The sequence below is a fragment of the Rhodophyticola porphyridii genome (assembly GCF_003688285.1).
Taxonomy (GTDB): domain Bacteria; phylum Pseudomonadota; class Alphaproteobacteria; order Rhodobacterales; family Rhodobacteraceae; genus Rhodophyticola; species Rhodophyticola porphyridii.
The window spans coordinates 246,070-261,217 of record NZ_RCNT01000002.1 but is presented as its reverse complement, the minus strand read 5'-3'; the positions used below and the strand labels follow the sequence as shown (position 1 = coordinate 261,217).

Annotated in this window: 12 protein-coding genes; 10 read left to right on the top strand and 2 right to left on the bottom strand. The window is 66.9% G+C overall.

The window, feature by feature from the left end; all coding sequences use genetic code 11:
• Positions 1-295: 295 nt before the first annotated feature.
• Positions 296-2,065 (bottom strand): serine protease, encoded by a 1,770-nt coding sequence (locus D9R08_RS05820; RefSeq protein WP_121897081.1) that lies wholly within the window; start codon positions 2,063-2,065, stop codon positions 296-298.
• A 150-nt stretch (positions 2,066-2,215) separates the two neighbouring features.
• On the opposite strand from D9R08_RS05820, the gene D9R08_RS05815 reads away from it, so the two are divergent.
• The 7 genes from D9R08_RS05815 to D9R08_RS05785 all read left to right on the top strand — a co-directional run bounded on the left by D9R08_RS05815 (position 2,216) and on the right by D9R08_RS05785 (position 11,310).
• Positions 2,216-3,184 (top strand): glycine--tRNA ligase subunit alpha, encoded by a 969-nt coding sequence (locus D9R08_RS05815; RefSeq protein ID WP_407690594.1) that lies wholly within the window; start codon positions 2,216-2,218, stop codon positions 3,182-3,184.
• Positions 3,181-3,906 (top strand): FkbM family methyltransferase, encoded by a 726-nt coding sequence (locus D9R08_RS05810; protein WP_147450618.1) that lies wholly within the window; start codon positions 3,181-3,183, stop codon positions 3,904-3,906. The genes D9R08_RS05815 and D9R08_RS05810 overlap by 4 nt, the downstream gene beginning before the upstream one ends.
• Before the next feature lie 4 nt (positions 3,907-3,910).
• A complete protein-coding gene (locus tag D9R08_RS05805; RefSeq protein WP_121897078.1) occupies positions 3,911-4,372 on the top strand; it encodes a DUF6446 family protein in 462 nt (153 codons plus the stop codon).
• A gap of 93 nt (positions 4,373-4,465) precedes the next feature.
• Positions 4,466-6,721 (top strand): glycine--tRNA ligase subunit beta, encoded by a 2,256-nt coding sequence (glyS, locus tag D9R08_RS05800; protein WP_121897077.1) that lies wholly within the window; start codon positions 4,466-4,468, stop codon positions 6,719-6,721.
• A gap of 145 nt (positions 6,722-6,866) precedes the next feature.
• On the top strand, positions 6,867-9,428 hold the full coding sequence (locus D9R08_RS05795) for a putative PEP-binding protein (RefSeq protein ID WP_121897076.1): 2,562 nt from the start codon (positions 6,867-6,869) through the stop codon (positions 9,426-9,428).
• Between the two features lie 189 nt (positions 9,429-9,617).
• A complete protein-coding gene (locus tag D9R08_RS05790; protein WP_233557278.1) occupies positions 9,618-10,283 on the top strand; it encodes a cell wall hydrolase in 666 nt (221 codons plus the stop codon).
• A gap of 103 nt (positions 10,284-10,386) precedes the next feature.
• The gene (locus tag D9R08_RS05785; protein WP_121897075.1) at positions 10,387-11,310 is read left to right on the top strand and encodes a dihydroneopterin aldolase; all 924 of its coding nucleotides are present in this window, start codon (positions 10,387-10,389) and stop codon (positions 11,308-11,310) included.
• Here the strand turns inward: D9R08_RS05785 and D9R08_RS05780 are convergent.
• Positions 11,296-11,823 (bottom strand): GNAT family N-acetyltransferase, encoded by a 528-nt coding sequence (locus D9R08_RS05780; RefSeq protein WP_121897074.1) that lies wholly within the window; start codon positions 11,821-11,823, stop codon positions 11,296-11,298. The two genes, D9R08_RS05785 and D9R08_RS05780, sit on opposite strands and share 15 nt — an antisense overlap.
• A 114-nt stretch (positions 11,824-11,937) precedes the next feature.
• Here D9R08_RS05780 and folP point away from each other — a divergent pair, with 114 nt between their 5' ends.
• The 3 genes from folP to D9R08_RS05765 all read left to right on the top strand — a co-directional run bounded on the left by folP (position 11,938) and on the right by D9R08_RS05765 (position 15,139).
• A complete protein-coding gene (folP, locus tag D9R08_RS05775) occupies positions 11,938-12,969 on the top strand; it encodes a dihydropteroate synthase (protein ID WP_121897073.1) in 1,032 nt (343 codons plus the stop codon).
• On the top strand, positions 12,966-14,309 hold the full coding sequence (gene glmM / locus D9R08_RS05770) for a phosphoglucosamine mutase (RefSeq protein ID WP_121897072.1): 1,344 nt from the start codon (positions 12,966-12,968) through the stop codon (positions 14,307-14,309). The genes folP and glmM overlap by 4 nt, the downstream gene beginning before the upstream one ends.
• Before the next feature lie 137 nt (positions 14,310-14,446).
• The gene (locus D9R08_RS05765) at positions 14,447-15,139 is read left to right on the top strand and encodes an aspartate/glutamate racemase family protein (RefSeq protein ID WP_121897071.1); all 693 of its coding nucleotides are present in this window, start codon (positions 14,447-14,449) and stop codon (positions 15,137-15,139) included.
• The last annotated feature ends 9 nt before the right edge of the window (positions 15,140-15,148 follow it).

Sequence of the window (15,148 nt, the reverse complement as noted above, 5' to 3'; positions counted from 1 at the left end):
CTGTCGTCGCGGGATGCAACATATTGCGATGCGCTGCAAGGGGAAGGGCCGGCAAAGCACAGGATTTGGCGGCCCGCACCATCCGGGTGCCCGCTCCCGCCCGGGTGAAGACGGGCCCCGCCGCTACCCTGCCAGCCGCGCGGGCGCGCCTTGCGCACCGGGCCCTTCACGCGGGTTTCGGGATGGTCCCGATCCGCCTGAACGGGCCGGCCGTCGCCCAAGGCCCCATGGGGGCGCTGTCGCCCCGGGCGCGCGGGCGTGTCGCAGCCCCCCGCGCCCGTCCCCGCCGGACGCGCTAGTTCCAGCAGCTCACAAGAACGGTCATGTTCGCGCCAAGACGGGCCAGCGCCTCCCGGCCGAGGGCCTGACCGCCGGGCGCGATCGCGGGCGTGATCCCGGCTTCGGCCAGCACGATGTTGAGCTGATCGGCGCGCAGCGCGAAGCTCACATCATCGGGCAGCGCCCGCCCCGTGCCGTCGCCCGACAGCATCATGCCAAGCACCGCGCCCGTGCTGTCCAGAACCGGCCCCCCCGCCTCGCTGTCCTGCGCCGCGATATCCAGCCGCTGGATCGTCTGCTCGCCGTTCAGCCCGGTCAGATCGGCCAATGTGCCGAAGGTCAGCGACGCGGTGGAAAGCGCCCCGTCGAACGGGAAACCGGCCACCGCGATATCCGAGCGCAGCCGCGCGGGCGCGGCGGCAAAGGCTGCATAGGAAATCGGTGCCAGCCGGGATTGCGGGCTGAGAATGGCAAGGCCCAGATCGTCGTTGCGATAGGCCAGTTCCGCCTCATACACATCGTCGATCAAAAGCCGGGTGCACTGGCCCACCACCTCGCTTGTGGTCAGAACCGTGCCCTGCGCGTCGACATAAAAGCCTGAGCGGCTGATATCCGGGCGGCGCACCTCCAGCCCGGCGATCAGGTCGATGCCCTGCTCCGAGCCGGGATCGGTCGCACCGGGGTCCAGCGCGCCGTCAAGGAAAGTCAGGCTCTGCTCCATCATCGGCAGGACACGGGCCATCTGCTCATCGCGCTCGGGCGGCCAGATCAGGGTGAAGCCCTTGACCTGCCCGTCTTGCAGCCGGGCGACCGTATGCGACCGCAGGCTGGCGCTCTGTCCGGTCAGAAGGAAACTGTCATTGCCCCGCGTCCGCTCGCCGTCAAGCGGCACGATTTCCAGCGTCTGCATGATCTCGTAAAGGCCATGCAGCGTGGCCCGGTCGCCACGCTGGGAAATCAGCAGAACCTGCACGCCGGACCCGTTGACGCTGTTGTAATGCGCGAACGGGTATTCGTAGCGGTCGAAGCCGACCATCGCCATCGGCAGGTTGATCTCGATGCCCGCGCGGGTGTCGCGGACCGGCTCCATGCCCAGCGCGGCCAGTTCGCCGGCATAGGCATCCAGCAGTTGCGCCCGCTGGCGGGTGGTCAGGATGCCGGTGGGCTCAAGACCCTCCGCCGCCTGCCAGTCCGACATGGCGCGCCGTGTGCCGGGGCCGAAGGCGCCATCGATGCCGGCGCGGTAGAACCCGAACCATTGCAGCGCGATCTGCAACGCCTCGCGCGCGGGCCGGTCCAGCGCACGCTCCGACTGGCGGGCCTCCGCCGCGGTTTCTTCCGCCTGAATGAGGGGCGTTGCCGGGGCGGCCGGATCGGCGGCAATGACGGGCTCAGCGGGCGCCGGCGTAACCGGCGCAACGGGCTCGGCGGTCAGCGTGTTGGCCCCGACGGGCCAGAATTGCTGCCGATAGATCGTGCCCAGCTCGATATAACTGTCGCGCGGGATCAGGCCCTGCGCGCGAAGGTTGGAAAGCTGTTGGTCTGCCGTGGCCCGCGTGAAGGGGCCCAGAGCAAGGGCGTACCAGCCGGAGGCCAGCCGGTAACCGTTCACGTTGTCGATCAGACGCGAATAGGCGCGAACCCGGGATTCCGCCGTGGCGAGATCGGGATGCGCCTCGATCTGGACCCAGACCCGATCCTGCGCCTGTGCGCCATTGGCGGAGAATGCCGCCGCAAGGAAACCAATACCAATTGCAAGACACAGTTGCGCAAAGCCGCGTTTCATCAAGACAAACCCCGTATCGTCTGGTTTCAGGGCCCAAATGCCCGCTTCTTATCGGCGCTTTTTAGCAAAGCGGAGGGGATTTGCACGATGAATTATGCCGCCTGCGCCAATTGACCCCTGCACGGGGCACCAGTATGGAGGCCCGTGCCCATGAACCACCGGAAACGCCCGATGTCCGAACCTGTCCGACCGAAGAGTTTTCAGGAAATCATCCTGCGGCTGCAAAGCTACTGGGCGGCGCAGGGCTGCGCGATCCTGCAACCCTACGACATGGAGGTGGGCGCGGGCACGTTCCACCCCGCCACGACGCTGCGGTCACTGGGAACGCGGCCGTGGACCGCGGCCTATGTGCAGCCGTCGCGGCGACCAACCGACGGGCGCTATGGCGAAAACCCGAACCGATTGCAGCATTACTACCAGTTTCAGGTGCTGATCAAACCCAGCCCGCCCGATCTGCAGGCGCTCTATCTGGGTTCGCTGGAGGCGATCGGCATCGACATGGCCCTGCATGACATCCGGTTCGTCGAAGACGACTGGGAAAGCCCGACGCTGGGCGCCTGGGGTCTCGGCTGGGAGGTCTGGTGCGACGGCATGGAGGTCAGCCAGTTCACCTATTTCCAGCAGGTGGGCGGGCATGACTGCCACCCGGTTTCGGGGGAGCTGACCTACGGTCTGGAACGTCTGGCGATGTATGTGCTGGGCGTGGACCATGTGATGGACATGCCGTTCAACGACCCGCAGTCGGACATCGCGCTGAGCTATGGCGATGTTTTCCGCCAGACGGAGGCGGAGTATTCGCGGTGGAATTTCGATCTGGCCGATACCGAAAAGCTGCTGGGCGATTTCGAACGCGCGGAGACCGAATGCGCCCGCATCCTCGATGCGCCGCATGTGGACCCCAAGACCGGCCAGCGGATCGTGATGGCCCACCCGGCCTATGATCAGGCGATCAAGGCCAGCCACGTCTTCAATCTGCTCGATGCGCGCGGTGTGATCTCCGTCACCGAGCGCCAGGCCTATATCGGGCGGGTCCGGGCCCTGACCAAACGCTGCGCCGATGCCTTCGTGCAGACCGAAGCGGGCGGCGGGCGGACGACGGAAACCGGGGCCAAACGTTGAGCGATATCGCGACCATGATCGCCGAGGATCTGCGCCCCAACGGCACAGTGGAGGCATGGTTCTCCGCTCTTGCGCGTCTGCCGGGCGGCATCGGCGCTGTCGGTTATCGCAAGCTCAAACGCCGCCAGCAGCGCTTGGCCGAAGCCCGGTTAGAGGCGCTCTCGGCGGCACTCGGCCCAGGCGATATCGCGCTTGATCTCGGGGCCAATGTCGGCGACGTCACCAATCTGCTGGCACGGGGCGGCGCCACCGTACATGCGTTCGAGCCCGAACCCGAGACCTTTGCCCTTCTGTCGGCCCGTTTCGCCGACCAGCCCCATGTTCACCCACATAACGCAGCCGTATCCGATTATGACGGCACCGCCGCTCTGGTGCTGCCCGCCTCGTACCGTGTCTCGCCGCGCAGCGCGTCAAAGGCGGCCTCGATCGTGCATGACCGCTACCGTGACGGGAACCATGTCGAAACCGAAACCCGCGTCATCGACATTGCCGGTTTCGTGCGCGACCTGCCGCGTCGCCCGAGCCTGATCAAGATCGATATCGAAGGCGCGGAATGGAGAGTGCTCGCCGCTTTACAAGCCGCCGAGCTACTCTCTGACGGGGTCTGTGTCTTCGTCGAAACCCATGAGCGACTGGATCCATCCACGCTGCCGCTAGTCCGCCGGCAACAGGCTTGGGCCGCCCGGCAATCCGACGTCTATGTAAATCTATATTGGGGGTAGGAGAATGACCAGCGGCAGATGGTTGGCGATTGCCATCATCGTCACCACAGCGGTCTTCGGCGCCTTTCTGTGGTACTTCCAGACCCGCGCCTATTACGAGCCGGTGGCGCTGTCCGCGCTGCCGGTGACGCTGGCAGATGGCACGGTGATCCCGCTGGATGTCACCGATTTCGACGGTATCGACGCCGACAGTTCGCCCCTGAGATTCCGGGCCTGTTTCACCGTCGACGAGGCCGCGCTTGCGCTGCTGGCCGAGGCCGCGCCCCCGACCGATCCCGCGCCGCTGATCGCGCCGGCCTGGTTCGAGTGCTACAATGCCGTGCGTATCGGCGAGGCGATTGAGGCGGGCGAGGCGATCGCCGTGCTCTCGCGCCACGAGATCGCCCGCGGGGTGGACCGTATCATCGCTGCCTATCCCGACGGGCGCGGCTTCGCCTGGCATCAGCTGAACGGTACGCTCGAATAAGCCTGCCTTGCCCAAACGACACACCGCGCGATAGACCGCGCACGACGCCACTCACCGCGCGTTCCGCGCGATACGCTTCACAGGACCGATCCGATGCCCGATCTTCTGCTGGAATTGTTCTCCGAGGAAATCCCCGCCCGCATGCAGGCCCGCGCGGCGGATGACCTTAAGCGTCTCGCAACCGATGAGCTGGTCGAGGCCGGGCTGACCTATGCCAGTGCGGGCGCCTTTTCGACGCCGCGCCGGCTGGTGCTGACGGTTGAAGGGCTGGCCGAGGCCTCGCCCACGTTCCGCGAAGAGCGCCGCGGGCCGCGGGCCGACGCGCCCGAAAAGGCGCTGGAGGGGTTCCTGCGCGCCACCGGCACCACCAAGGACGCGCTGGAGCTGCGCGAGGAGAAGAAGGGCCGGTTCTATGTCGCGCAGGTCGTGAAAGAGGGCCGTCCCGCCGCCGAGATCATCGCCGAGGCGATCCCGCAGGTGATCCGCAGCTTTCCCTGGCCCAAATCCATGCGCTGGGGCGCGGGCGCGCTCCGCTGGGTGCGGCCGCTTCACCGGATCGTCTGTGTGCTGAGCGCAGAGGATGGCGCCGAAATCGTGCCGTTCGATGTCGACGGGATCGTTGCGGGCAACCACACCGAAGGCCACCGGTTCATGGCGCCAGAGCCGTTTTCCGTTTCTTCCTTCGCGGATTACGAGACGAAGCTGAAGCGCGCATTCGTCGTGCTCTCGGCCGAGGAACGCGCCGCGCATATCTGGGAGGATGCGGGCAATCTGGCCTTTGCGGCGGGCCTGGAGCCGGTCGCGGACAAGGGGCTTCTGGCGGAGGTTTCGGGCCTCGTGGAATGGCCGGTCGTGCTGATGGGCAGGATCGGGACGGCGTTTCTGGACCTTCCGCCGGAGGTCCTGCAAACCTCGATGCGCGAACATCAGAAATTCTTCTCGGTCCGCAATCCGAAAACCGGCCGGATCGAGCGGTTCATCACTGTCGCGAACCGGGAAACGGCGGATCACGGCGCGACCATTCTGGCGGGCAACGAAAAGGTGCTGTCCGCGCGGCTGTCGGATGCCCGGTTCTTCTGGGAGAACGACCTGCGCATCGCGCGGGACGGGATGGAGCCATGGGCCGATCAGCTGCGCAACGTCACCTTCCACGCGCGCCTTGGGACGCAGGCCGAGCGGATCGACCGGATCGCCCGGCTGGCCCGCGAAATTGCGCCGGTTCTGGGCACCAACCCCGATGACGCGGACCGGGCCGCGCGGATCGCAAAGCTCGATCTGTCGTCGGAGATGGTCTATGAATTCCCGGAACTTCAAGGGCTTATGGGGCGATACTACGCCGAAGCCGCGGGCTTCCCGGCCGAAATTGCCGCCGTTGCCCAGGATCATTACGCGCCCCTCGGCCCTTCCGATGCGGTGCCCGATGCGCCCCTGTCTGTGACCGTCGCCCTTGCCGACAAGCTCGACACGCTGACCGGCTTCTGGGCGATCGACGAAAAGCCCACCGGCTCCAAGGATCCCTATGCGCTCAGGCGGGCCGCGCTCGGCGTCATCCGGATCCTGCTCGGCAACGGGCTCCGGGTCAATCTGGACCGCTTCATCGACAGCCAGCTTGTCAAACACAAGATCGCCCTGAACCGGGCCGAGGCCAAGGAGGGGGAGATCGCGGCACTGGAGGAGGTGCTGGAGGAAATCGCCGATCATGGCGTCTTCGGCGCGGCCTTCGAAACCGTGATGGAGGCGATCCGCAAAAACGGCAAGGACCAGCCACAGACCGGCGAAGGCTCCCTTCTGCGCAGCGTGGGCGATCTGGTGCCGGATCTGTCCACCGACCTGCTGGCGTTTTTCCACGACCGGCTGAAGGTGCATCTGAAGGGCGAGGGTCTCCGCCATGACGTGATCGACGCCTGCCTCGCGATGCCCGGCCATGACGATCTGTCGCTCATCGTGATGCGCGCGCGCGCCCTTGGCGGCTTTCTGGTCACCGAAGACGGTGAAAACCTGCTGCAGGGCTACAAGCGCGCGGCGAACATTCTGGCCCAGGCCGAAGCTGCCGACGGGGTGGAGTATCGCTACGGCGCCGACGTGAAATTCGCCGAGACCGAGGAAGAGCGGGCGCTTTTCGCGGCGCTGGAACGCGCCGAGGGCGCGATCGGACCGGCGCTGAAGGCCGAGGATTTTGCCGCTGCGATGACCGAAATGGCCCATCTGCGCGGGCCCATCGACGCGTTTTTCGAGGCGGTGAAGGTAAATGCCGACAGCCAGATCGTCCGGCGCAACCGGCTGAACCTGCTGCACCGGATCGTGGAGACCTGCACCCAGATCGCCGATCTGGGCCGGATCGAGGGCTGAACCGCCCCCGCGGCGCGATATGAGCCGGCAATGTGTTGGCCGCAGGACGCGGCTCTGCCTAATAACGCATCGTTTCCGATGAAATGCTGGACAGTTCAGGCATCGGCAGTATCTTATGCTGCACCTGCAAAGGACGTGCCGAGACATGTTGACGACCCCCGATTTCACGGAAATCACGCCGACGGCGGATATTCTGGCCACGCGCCATGGCAGCCGGGCCAAATGCCTGCAACGGCTGGCGCGGCTGGATCTGCCGGTACCGCTTTCGGTGGCCTTGTCCTTCGACACGGTACGCCAGATCGCCAAGGGCAAGATCCCGAACATGGCCGCACTTCTGGGTGTGTTCGGCGAGGGCGCGCTGGTCTCGGTCCGCTCCTCCAGCCAGGCCGCGGATTGGGGCGGCCCCGGGACGATCCTGAATGTGGGCATGAATGACGCGGTGGCCAGCCGGCTGGCCAAACTGCACGGGCCGGATGCGGCAGATGCGCTTTATCTGAGCTTTATCAAGGCCTACGCGGTCGATGTTCTGCGTCTCGACGCGGATGTCTTCGAAGGGCCGATCACCCCGCGGCTGGCCAAGACCTATTTCGAAGACGAGATGGAGGAGCCGTTTCCGCAAGATCCCGCCGTGCAGTTGACCGAGGTTCTGCGCTCCATGGCGCGAGCCTGGGAAGGCACCACCGCACGGCTGCTGCGGCAGGCGCAGGGTGCGCCGGCGGATGCGGGCCTCGGTCTCGTGGTGCAGCAGATGGCGCTTGGCATCGGTCAGGGCGCCAGCGGATCGGGCGTGGTGCAATTCGTTTCGGTCGACCGGGGCGCGCCGCAGATCACCGGGCGTTTCCTGCCGCAGGGTCAGGGGCGCGCGGCCCTGAACGAACAGGATGCGCAGTTCATCGAAAGCGATGCCCGCGGCCCGGCGCTGGAGGATATCTGTCCCGAGCAGGTGGAGGCGCTGCGCAAGGCGGCGGCCCTGATGCGGACGCGCCTGCGGGAGGAAATGCAGATCGAGTTCACGCTGATGAATGGCGAGCTGTTCATTCTTGACGCCGTGCGCTCCACCCGGTCGGCCCGGGCCGAGGTGGCGATTGCCGTCGCACTGGCCGAGGATGGCGTGATCTCCCGGGAAGAGGCCATGACCCGGATCCCTCCCTTCACGCTGAACCAGTTGCTGCACCGGCAGGTGGATGCCAGGGCCGCCCGCGACGTGCTGACCAGGGGCATCGCGGCCGCACCGGGTGCGGCCTCGGGCAAGATCGTCTTTACCGCGGAGGCCGCGCAAAGCGCCGCGTCGCAGGGCGAGGCCTGTATCCTCGTGCGCCGCGAAACCAGCCCCGAGGATATCCGCGGGATGCATGCGGCCCACGCGATCCTGACCGAACGCGGCGGCATGACCAGCCACGCGGCGGTGATCGCCCGCGGTCTGGGCCTGCCCTGCGTGTCGGGCGCCACGCAGTTGCAGCTGAACGCGCGCAAGAAAACCCTGACCGTTCCGGGCCGAAAGGTGTTTCACGAAGGCGACGTGATCACCGTCGATGGCTCGTCGGGCGAGGTTCTGGCCGGGGTGGCCGCTATGATCGAACCGGCCTTGGGCGGCGCCTTCGCCAAGCTGATGGACTGGGCCGATGCCGCCCGCGATATCGGCATCCGGGCCAATGCCGACACCGTGGAAGACGCCACCATGGCGCAACGCTTCGGTGTGGACGGGATCGGGCTCTGCCGGACCGAACACATGTTCTTCGATCCGATCCGCCTGACCGTGATGCGGGAGATGATCTTCGCCGAGGAGCCGGGCGACCGGACCGCCGCGCTTGACCGGCTTTTGCCCATGCAGCGCGATGACTTCACGGAGCTTTTCGAACTGATGCAGGGGCAGCCTGTCTGCATTCGCCTGTTCGACCCGCCGCTGCACGAGTTCCTGCCCAATGAACGTGACGGCATCCGCGCCATGGCCGAGGCGATGGACATGCCGGTCAGCCGCGTCGCCTCCCGCATCGAAAGCTTGCAGGAATTCAACCCGATGCTGGGTATGCGCGGCGTCAGGCTGGGAATTACGGTGCCCGAGATTTACGATATGCAAGCCCGCGCGATTTTCGAGGCGACGATCGCGGCCAGCGAGGGCGGCGCGCCGGTCGTGCCCGAGATCATGATCCCGCTGGTCAGCGCGAAGCGGGAGGTGGAGCTGGTCAAGGCCCGGGTCGATGCCGTGGCCTCCGCGGTCCGGGCCGAAAGCGGCAAGGCCTTCGATTACCGGCTCGGCGTGATGGTCGAAACGCCGCGCGCAGCCCTCCGCGCCGGAGAGATCGCCGAAAGCTGCGCCTTCCTGTCCTTCGGCACCAATGACCTGACGCAGATGACCTACGGGCTCAGCCGCGACGATGCCGGGCGCTTCATGTCCACCTATGTGCAGCAGGGCGTGTTTCCCGAAGACCCGTTCCAGCGGCTCGATACCGAAGGCGTGGGCGAATTGCTGCATCTCGGGGCGGAGCGTGGCCGCGCGGCCAGACCCGGGCTGATCCTGTCGATCTGCGGCGAACATGGCGGGCACCCAGACTCGATCGCCTTCTCGCGGAAGGCGGGGTTCGACTATGTGTCCTGCTCTCCTTACCGGGTGCCGGTGGCCAAGTTGGCCGCGGCCCAGCTGGCTGTGCAGGACAGGGCCCCTGCCTCCACCGCGGAATGCAGGGCCGGGGATGACGAATTGCCCTGACTAACCTGTGGGTTACGGGCCGAACTTCATGATTCCCGGACCGGAGCACCGCTATCCCTAGGGGCGGCGGCCCGGCCGATCACAATACTGGGGGTCGGCTTTACGATGTTGTGCCCTGCCGCTATGAGGCACATCGCAATTTTGATGATGTCTGTGCAGAGAAGGGGCAGCGGCCCCGGGGTGGATCGGATGGTGGGACGATTGGCAGCAACCGCTTTGGCGGCAGCCATGGTGATGTGGGCCGGGACGGCGCAGGCGCAGGTGACCGCCAGCACCTCCACCGACCCGACCGCGGGGATCAATATCCGGTTGTCATCCCTGATGGGCGAGGAACGCGCCTCGCTCGGCGCCGTCAGCCCCGACCGGTTGCGCCGGATCGGCGCGCCCTTCGTCGGCCGCGGCGCGACGGGCCAGGCCATTTACGACGCCGCCGCGCTGGATGCGATGCCCCGCGCGCGCGGGAACGCGCAGTGGCAATGCCTGACCGAGGCGCTGTATTTCGAGGCCCGCGGTGAAAGCGTGCGCGGCCAGTATGCCGTGGCCGAGGTCATCCTGAACCGGGTCGACAGCCCGAATTACCCCAATTCCATCTGCGGTGTGGTCAATCAGGGCACTGGCCAGCGGTATGCCTGCCAGTTCACCTATACCTGCGACGGCCGGCCCGAGCGGGTGACCGAAACCGCGATGCATCGCCGTCTGGGCAAGATCGCGCGCATCATGATGGATGGCGGCCCGCGCGACCTGACCCAGGGTGCCACCCATTACCACACCACCGCCGTCAACCCCCGTTGGGCGCGGGTCTATCCCCGGACGGCGCGGATCGGCACCCACGTCTTCTATCGTCAGGCCTATTGACCCTCAGGTCGTTTTGTCGCCGGGCGCTGCCGCCTTTCGCGCGCGCCTGCGGCCCTCTCTGCTGATAAGCTGATACCCGAGACAGCCACGGGAAAGGCCCCCGATGAGTGACGAAACCCGCCTCGCCTTCGCCCATCCCTCGGAACGCGCCAAGGCCACCGCTCCGGCCGGGCCGCTGGACCGGATATCGCTGTCCGACCACGAGCGCGAAGTGGAAATTGGTGCCTTCCAGTCAGAGCGGGGCACGACACAGCGCGTGCGCTTCAACGTGGTGGTGGAGGTGCGCGCGGTCGCCGACCCCGATGCCGATGACGTGGACCGGATCCTGTCCTACGACACGATCATGGAGGCGATCGACGTGGAACTGGCCGCCGAACGGCTGAACCTGCTGGAAACGCTGGCCGCGCGCATCGCCGAACGGATCCTGTCCCACCCGCTGGCCGCGCGCTGTTTCGTCCGGATTGAAAAGCTTGACCGCGGGCCTTTCGCGCTGGGTGTGGAGATCGTGCGCAGCGCGCCCGAGACACCCAAGCTGAGACTGGCCGCGGAAATGCCGCATCCGCTGGTCGTATATCTGTCGAACGCCGCCATTCAGCGGCCCGATCTTGACACCCTGCTGGACCGTCTGGCCCAGGGCGGCGCGCCGGTGATCCTCTGCGTGGGGCCCGCCGACCTGCCCCGGCCCGAGGCCGCGCATGCGATGCCGCAACGGCGCATCGAGCTTCTGGCCATTGAACAGAATGCCTGGGTTCTGGCCGCACGCGACGACCGCTGCGTTGTCGTCGAAAGCCGGACGGAACTCGACTGGGCGATGAAGCACGGGCAGATCAGCGTCTGGGCGCCCTCGAAGCTGGTGCTGGATACCGTGGCGGGCCCCGGCCCAAAGGTGACCGGCGGCATCGATCTGGCGCTTTGGCTGGCCGAAAATTTCGAGGCGGAACGGCTGGTTCTGCTGGGCGGGTCCGCCCCCGAAGGCGCTGGCCTGCCGATGGATGTCTGGCCGGCGGCGGCGCTACCGGAGTTTTAGGCGCAGCTCCGACATCGGCGCGCCACCCACCATGTGGTCCGCACCGCGCGCGAAACCGGCTTTTTCCAGCACCCGGATGGACGCGGTGTTCGAGGGCCGCACAAGGCCATAGACCTCGTCGGCCTTCAGCGCCAGTCCGGCATAGTCGACCGCCCCGCGCACGAACTCACTGGCCAGCCCCTGCCCCCAGAGATCCGGCAGCAGGTGATAGCTGAGATTGAGACCGCGATACTGGAACTTGAGGCTCAGTCCCCCCAGCCCCACCGGGCGGCCCGCATGAAGCAGCGCCCAGCGGCCGAACCCGTGGCGCTGCCAATGGGCCAGATCGCGGCCCAGGCTGGTGGCGCTGCGCGCTGTGTCGAAGGGCGTCGGATCGGGGCGATGCTCCACCAGTTCCTGACGCGCGAAAAGATCGGCGTAAAACGCGGCATCGGACGCCTCCACCGGGCGGCATGTCAGCCGCGCGGTGCGGAAAATCGGCTCCGGCTCTGTGGTGCGAACAGCGATCGTCATGGGCGGAATTTCCCATGCGCGCGCGGTTCCGGCAAGCTGTTTGCGCCCGCGCCGCACTGCGGCGGGCGGGGTTTTGCCACTTGCGATGGCCCCGGCCCGAAGTTACGCGAACGCATGACACGCTATTTCAGACCGATTCCGTTGCGCGATCCGGCCGCGATTCCGGGCGCGAAACTGCTGGCTGGCGGCTGGTGCCATTTCGACCGGGTGGAGGTTTTGTCCCGCAATGCCGCGCCCCGGATCGTTCCAATCGAGGCGGTTCCCCCCGACATCCTGACCCGGCTGACGGCTCCGCGTGCCGATCTGGGCGGCGTTTCGCTGAACACCCCTCGGATCATGGCAATACTGAACCTGACGCCCGACAGTTTTTCCGATGGCGGGCGGTTCAACGCGCCCGATGCGGCACTGCGGCGTGTGCATGAGATGCTGGATCAGGGGGCCGATCTTCTGGATATCGGGGGCGAATCGACCCGGCCCGGCGCGGTGGAGGTGCCCGCGGAGGAAGAAATCGCCCGCACCGGCCCGGTGATCGCGGCCCTCCGCCGCGGCGGCGTGACCGTGCCGATCAGCATCGACACCCGCAAGGCCGCCGTGGCCCGCGCCGCCCTGGCCGCGGGCGCTGGCATCGTCAACGACATCTCGGGCCTGCGTTTCGATCCGCAGGTGGCCGAAGTGGCCGCCGCTGCCGGCGCCCCGATCGTCCTCATGCATTCCGAGGGACTGCCCGAAACCATGCAGGACGATCCGCGTTACGATCACGTCCTGCTCGATGTCTACGACGCGCTGGAGGCCGCCGTGGCCGGGGCCGAGGCCGCGGGCATCCCGCGCGCGCGGATCATGGTCGATCCGGGCATCGGATTCGGCAAGCGCGACCCGCACAACCTTGCGCTCCTCGCCCGGATCAGCCTGTTTCACGGTCTGGGCTGCGGTGTATTGCTGGGTGTCTCGCGCAAGGGCATGATCGGGCGCATCGGCGGGGTCGCGGTGCCCGAGGCGCGCGGTGCGGCTTCGGCGGCGGTTGGCCTATGGGCGATATCGCAGGGGATACAGATGCTGCGGGTTCATGATATAGAAGTGCACCGACAAATGATCGCGCTGTGGGGGGCCGCAAGCGGGACGGGCAGCGAGAAGGACGACCAGACATGACGCGCAAGCTGTTTGGCACCGACGGGGTGCGAGGCCGGGCGAACGAGTTTCCTATGACCGCCGAAATGGCGCTGAAACTGGGCGCGGCGGCGGGCCGGTATTTCCGCACTGATGGAGGCCGGGCGCACCGGGTGGTGATCGGCAAGGATACCCGGCTTTCGGGATACATGATCGAAAATGCGCTGACTGCGGGCTTCACCTCCACCGGGATGAACGTGTTGCTGCTCGGCCCCGTGCCGACACCGGCGGTGGGCCTGCTGACAACCTCGATGCGGGCCGATGTGGGGGTAATGATCTCCGCCTCTCACAACCCTGCGGAAGACAATGGGATCAAGCTCTTCGGGCCTGACGGTTTCAAGCTCTCCGACGAGGCGGAGGTCGAGATCGAGGCCCTGCTGGACGCCGACGTGCAGCCCGCGCAGGCCAAGAATATCGGCCGCGCCCGGCGGATCGACGATGGCCGGTTCCGCTATATGGAGCGGGTGAAAAGCACCTTCCCGCCCGGATTGCGTCTGGACGGGCTGAAAGTGGTGTTGGATTGCGCCAACGGCGCGGCCTACCGCACGGCCCCCGAAGTGCTCTGGGAGCTGGGGGCCGAGGTGGTGGCGATCGGCGTGTCCCCCGACGGCACCAACATCAATGACGGGGTCGGCTCCACCGCGCCCGGCGCCGCCGCGGCCAAGATCAGGGAGGTCGGCGCGGATCTGGGCATCTGCCTCGACGGCGATGCCGACCGGGTGATGCTGATCGACGAAAACGGCGTCCTGGCCGATGGCGACCAGATCATGGCGCTGTTCGCCAACCGCTGGGCCGAAGAGGGGCGCCTGAACGGGCAGACCCTTGCGGCTACGGTGATGTCCAATCTGGGGCTGGAGCGGTATCTGGCCGAACGCTCGATCGAACTGCACCGGACCCCGGTGGGCGACCGCTACGTGGTGGAGGCGATGCGCCAGCACGGGCTGAACCTCGGCGGGGAGCAATCGGGCCATATCGTGATGACGGATTATGCGACCACAGGCGACGGGCTGATCGCGGGCCTGCAGTTTCTGGCGGAAATGGTCCGGACGGACCGCCCGGCCAGTGCGCTGGCCCGCAATTTCGAGACCGTGCCGCAACTCTTGAAGAACGTGCGCTATGCCAACGGGCAGCTTCCGCTGGAGGCGCCTGAAGTCCTGGCCGCGATCGCGGCGGGCGAGGCGCGGCTGAACGGCCACGGCCGCCTGCTGATCCGCAAATCGGGCACCGAACCGCTGATCCGCGTCATGGCCGAGGCCGAGGACGAGGCGCTGATGGTCTCCGTGGTCGACGAGATCGTGGGCGCGGTTCAGGCGGCTGTCTGACACATCGCTCGCAGGGCGCACAGGTCGCCCGGTCCGCCGCACGGGGATACCGATGGCGCAGATCACCAATCCTGATTTGACACCGGCCCGCCCCCGCGCGTCAAATCAACCCGGCTCAAATCCGGGAGGTCGCGCCCATGCATATCGGCCTGATCGGCGGCATCGGCCCCGCCGCCACCCTTGTCTATTACCAGCGCCTCACCGCCCGCATGCGCGCGCTGGACCGCAGGCTGGACCTCACAATCGTGCAGGCCGATGTGGGCGATCTGATCCGCAACAACAATGCCGACAATCGCGCGGCGCAGGCCCGGATCTATGCGGGGCTTCTGTCGCGCCTGCATGCCGCGGGCGCCGATTGCGCCGCCATCACCTCCCTCGGCGGCCATTTCTGCTATGCCGAGACCGAGACGATCTCGCCGCTGCCGCTGGTCAGCGCGATCACCCCGCTCGACAGCGCCTTTGCCGCCGAAGGGCTCGCCACCGTCGGCCTTCTGGGGACAGAGGTCGTCATGCGCACCGGGCTCTACGGCCAGATGCGGCGCACCAGACCCGTCGCGCCCGCCGGCGATCTCAGGGAGATCGGGCTGCTGTATCAGGATATCGCCCTCTCCGGCACCTGCAGCGCGGCACAGCGCCGCCGCCTCTTCGACGAAGGCCGCCGGATGGTGGAGACCGGGGGCGCAGAGGCCATCGTGATGGCCGGCACCGATCTGGGCCTTGCCTTTGACGGCCATGATCCCGGTTACCGCGTGATCGACGCGGTCGATATCCATGTGGATCTGCTCACCCGCCTCGCCACGGATCAGATCGCGCTCGACCGGATCGCGTGATTGACCGCA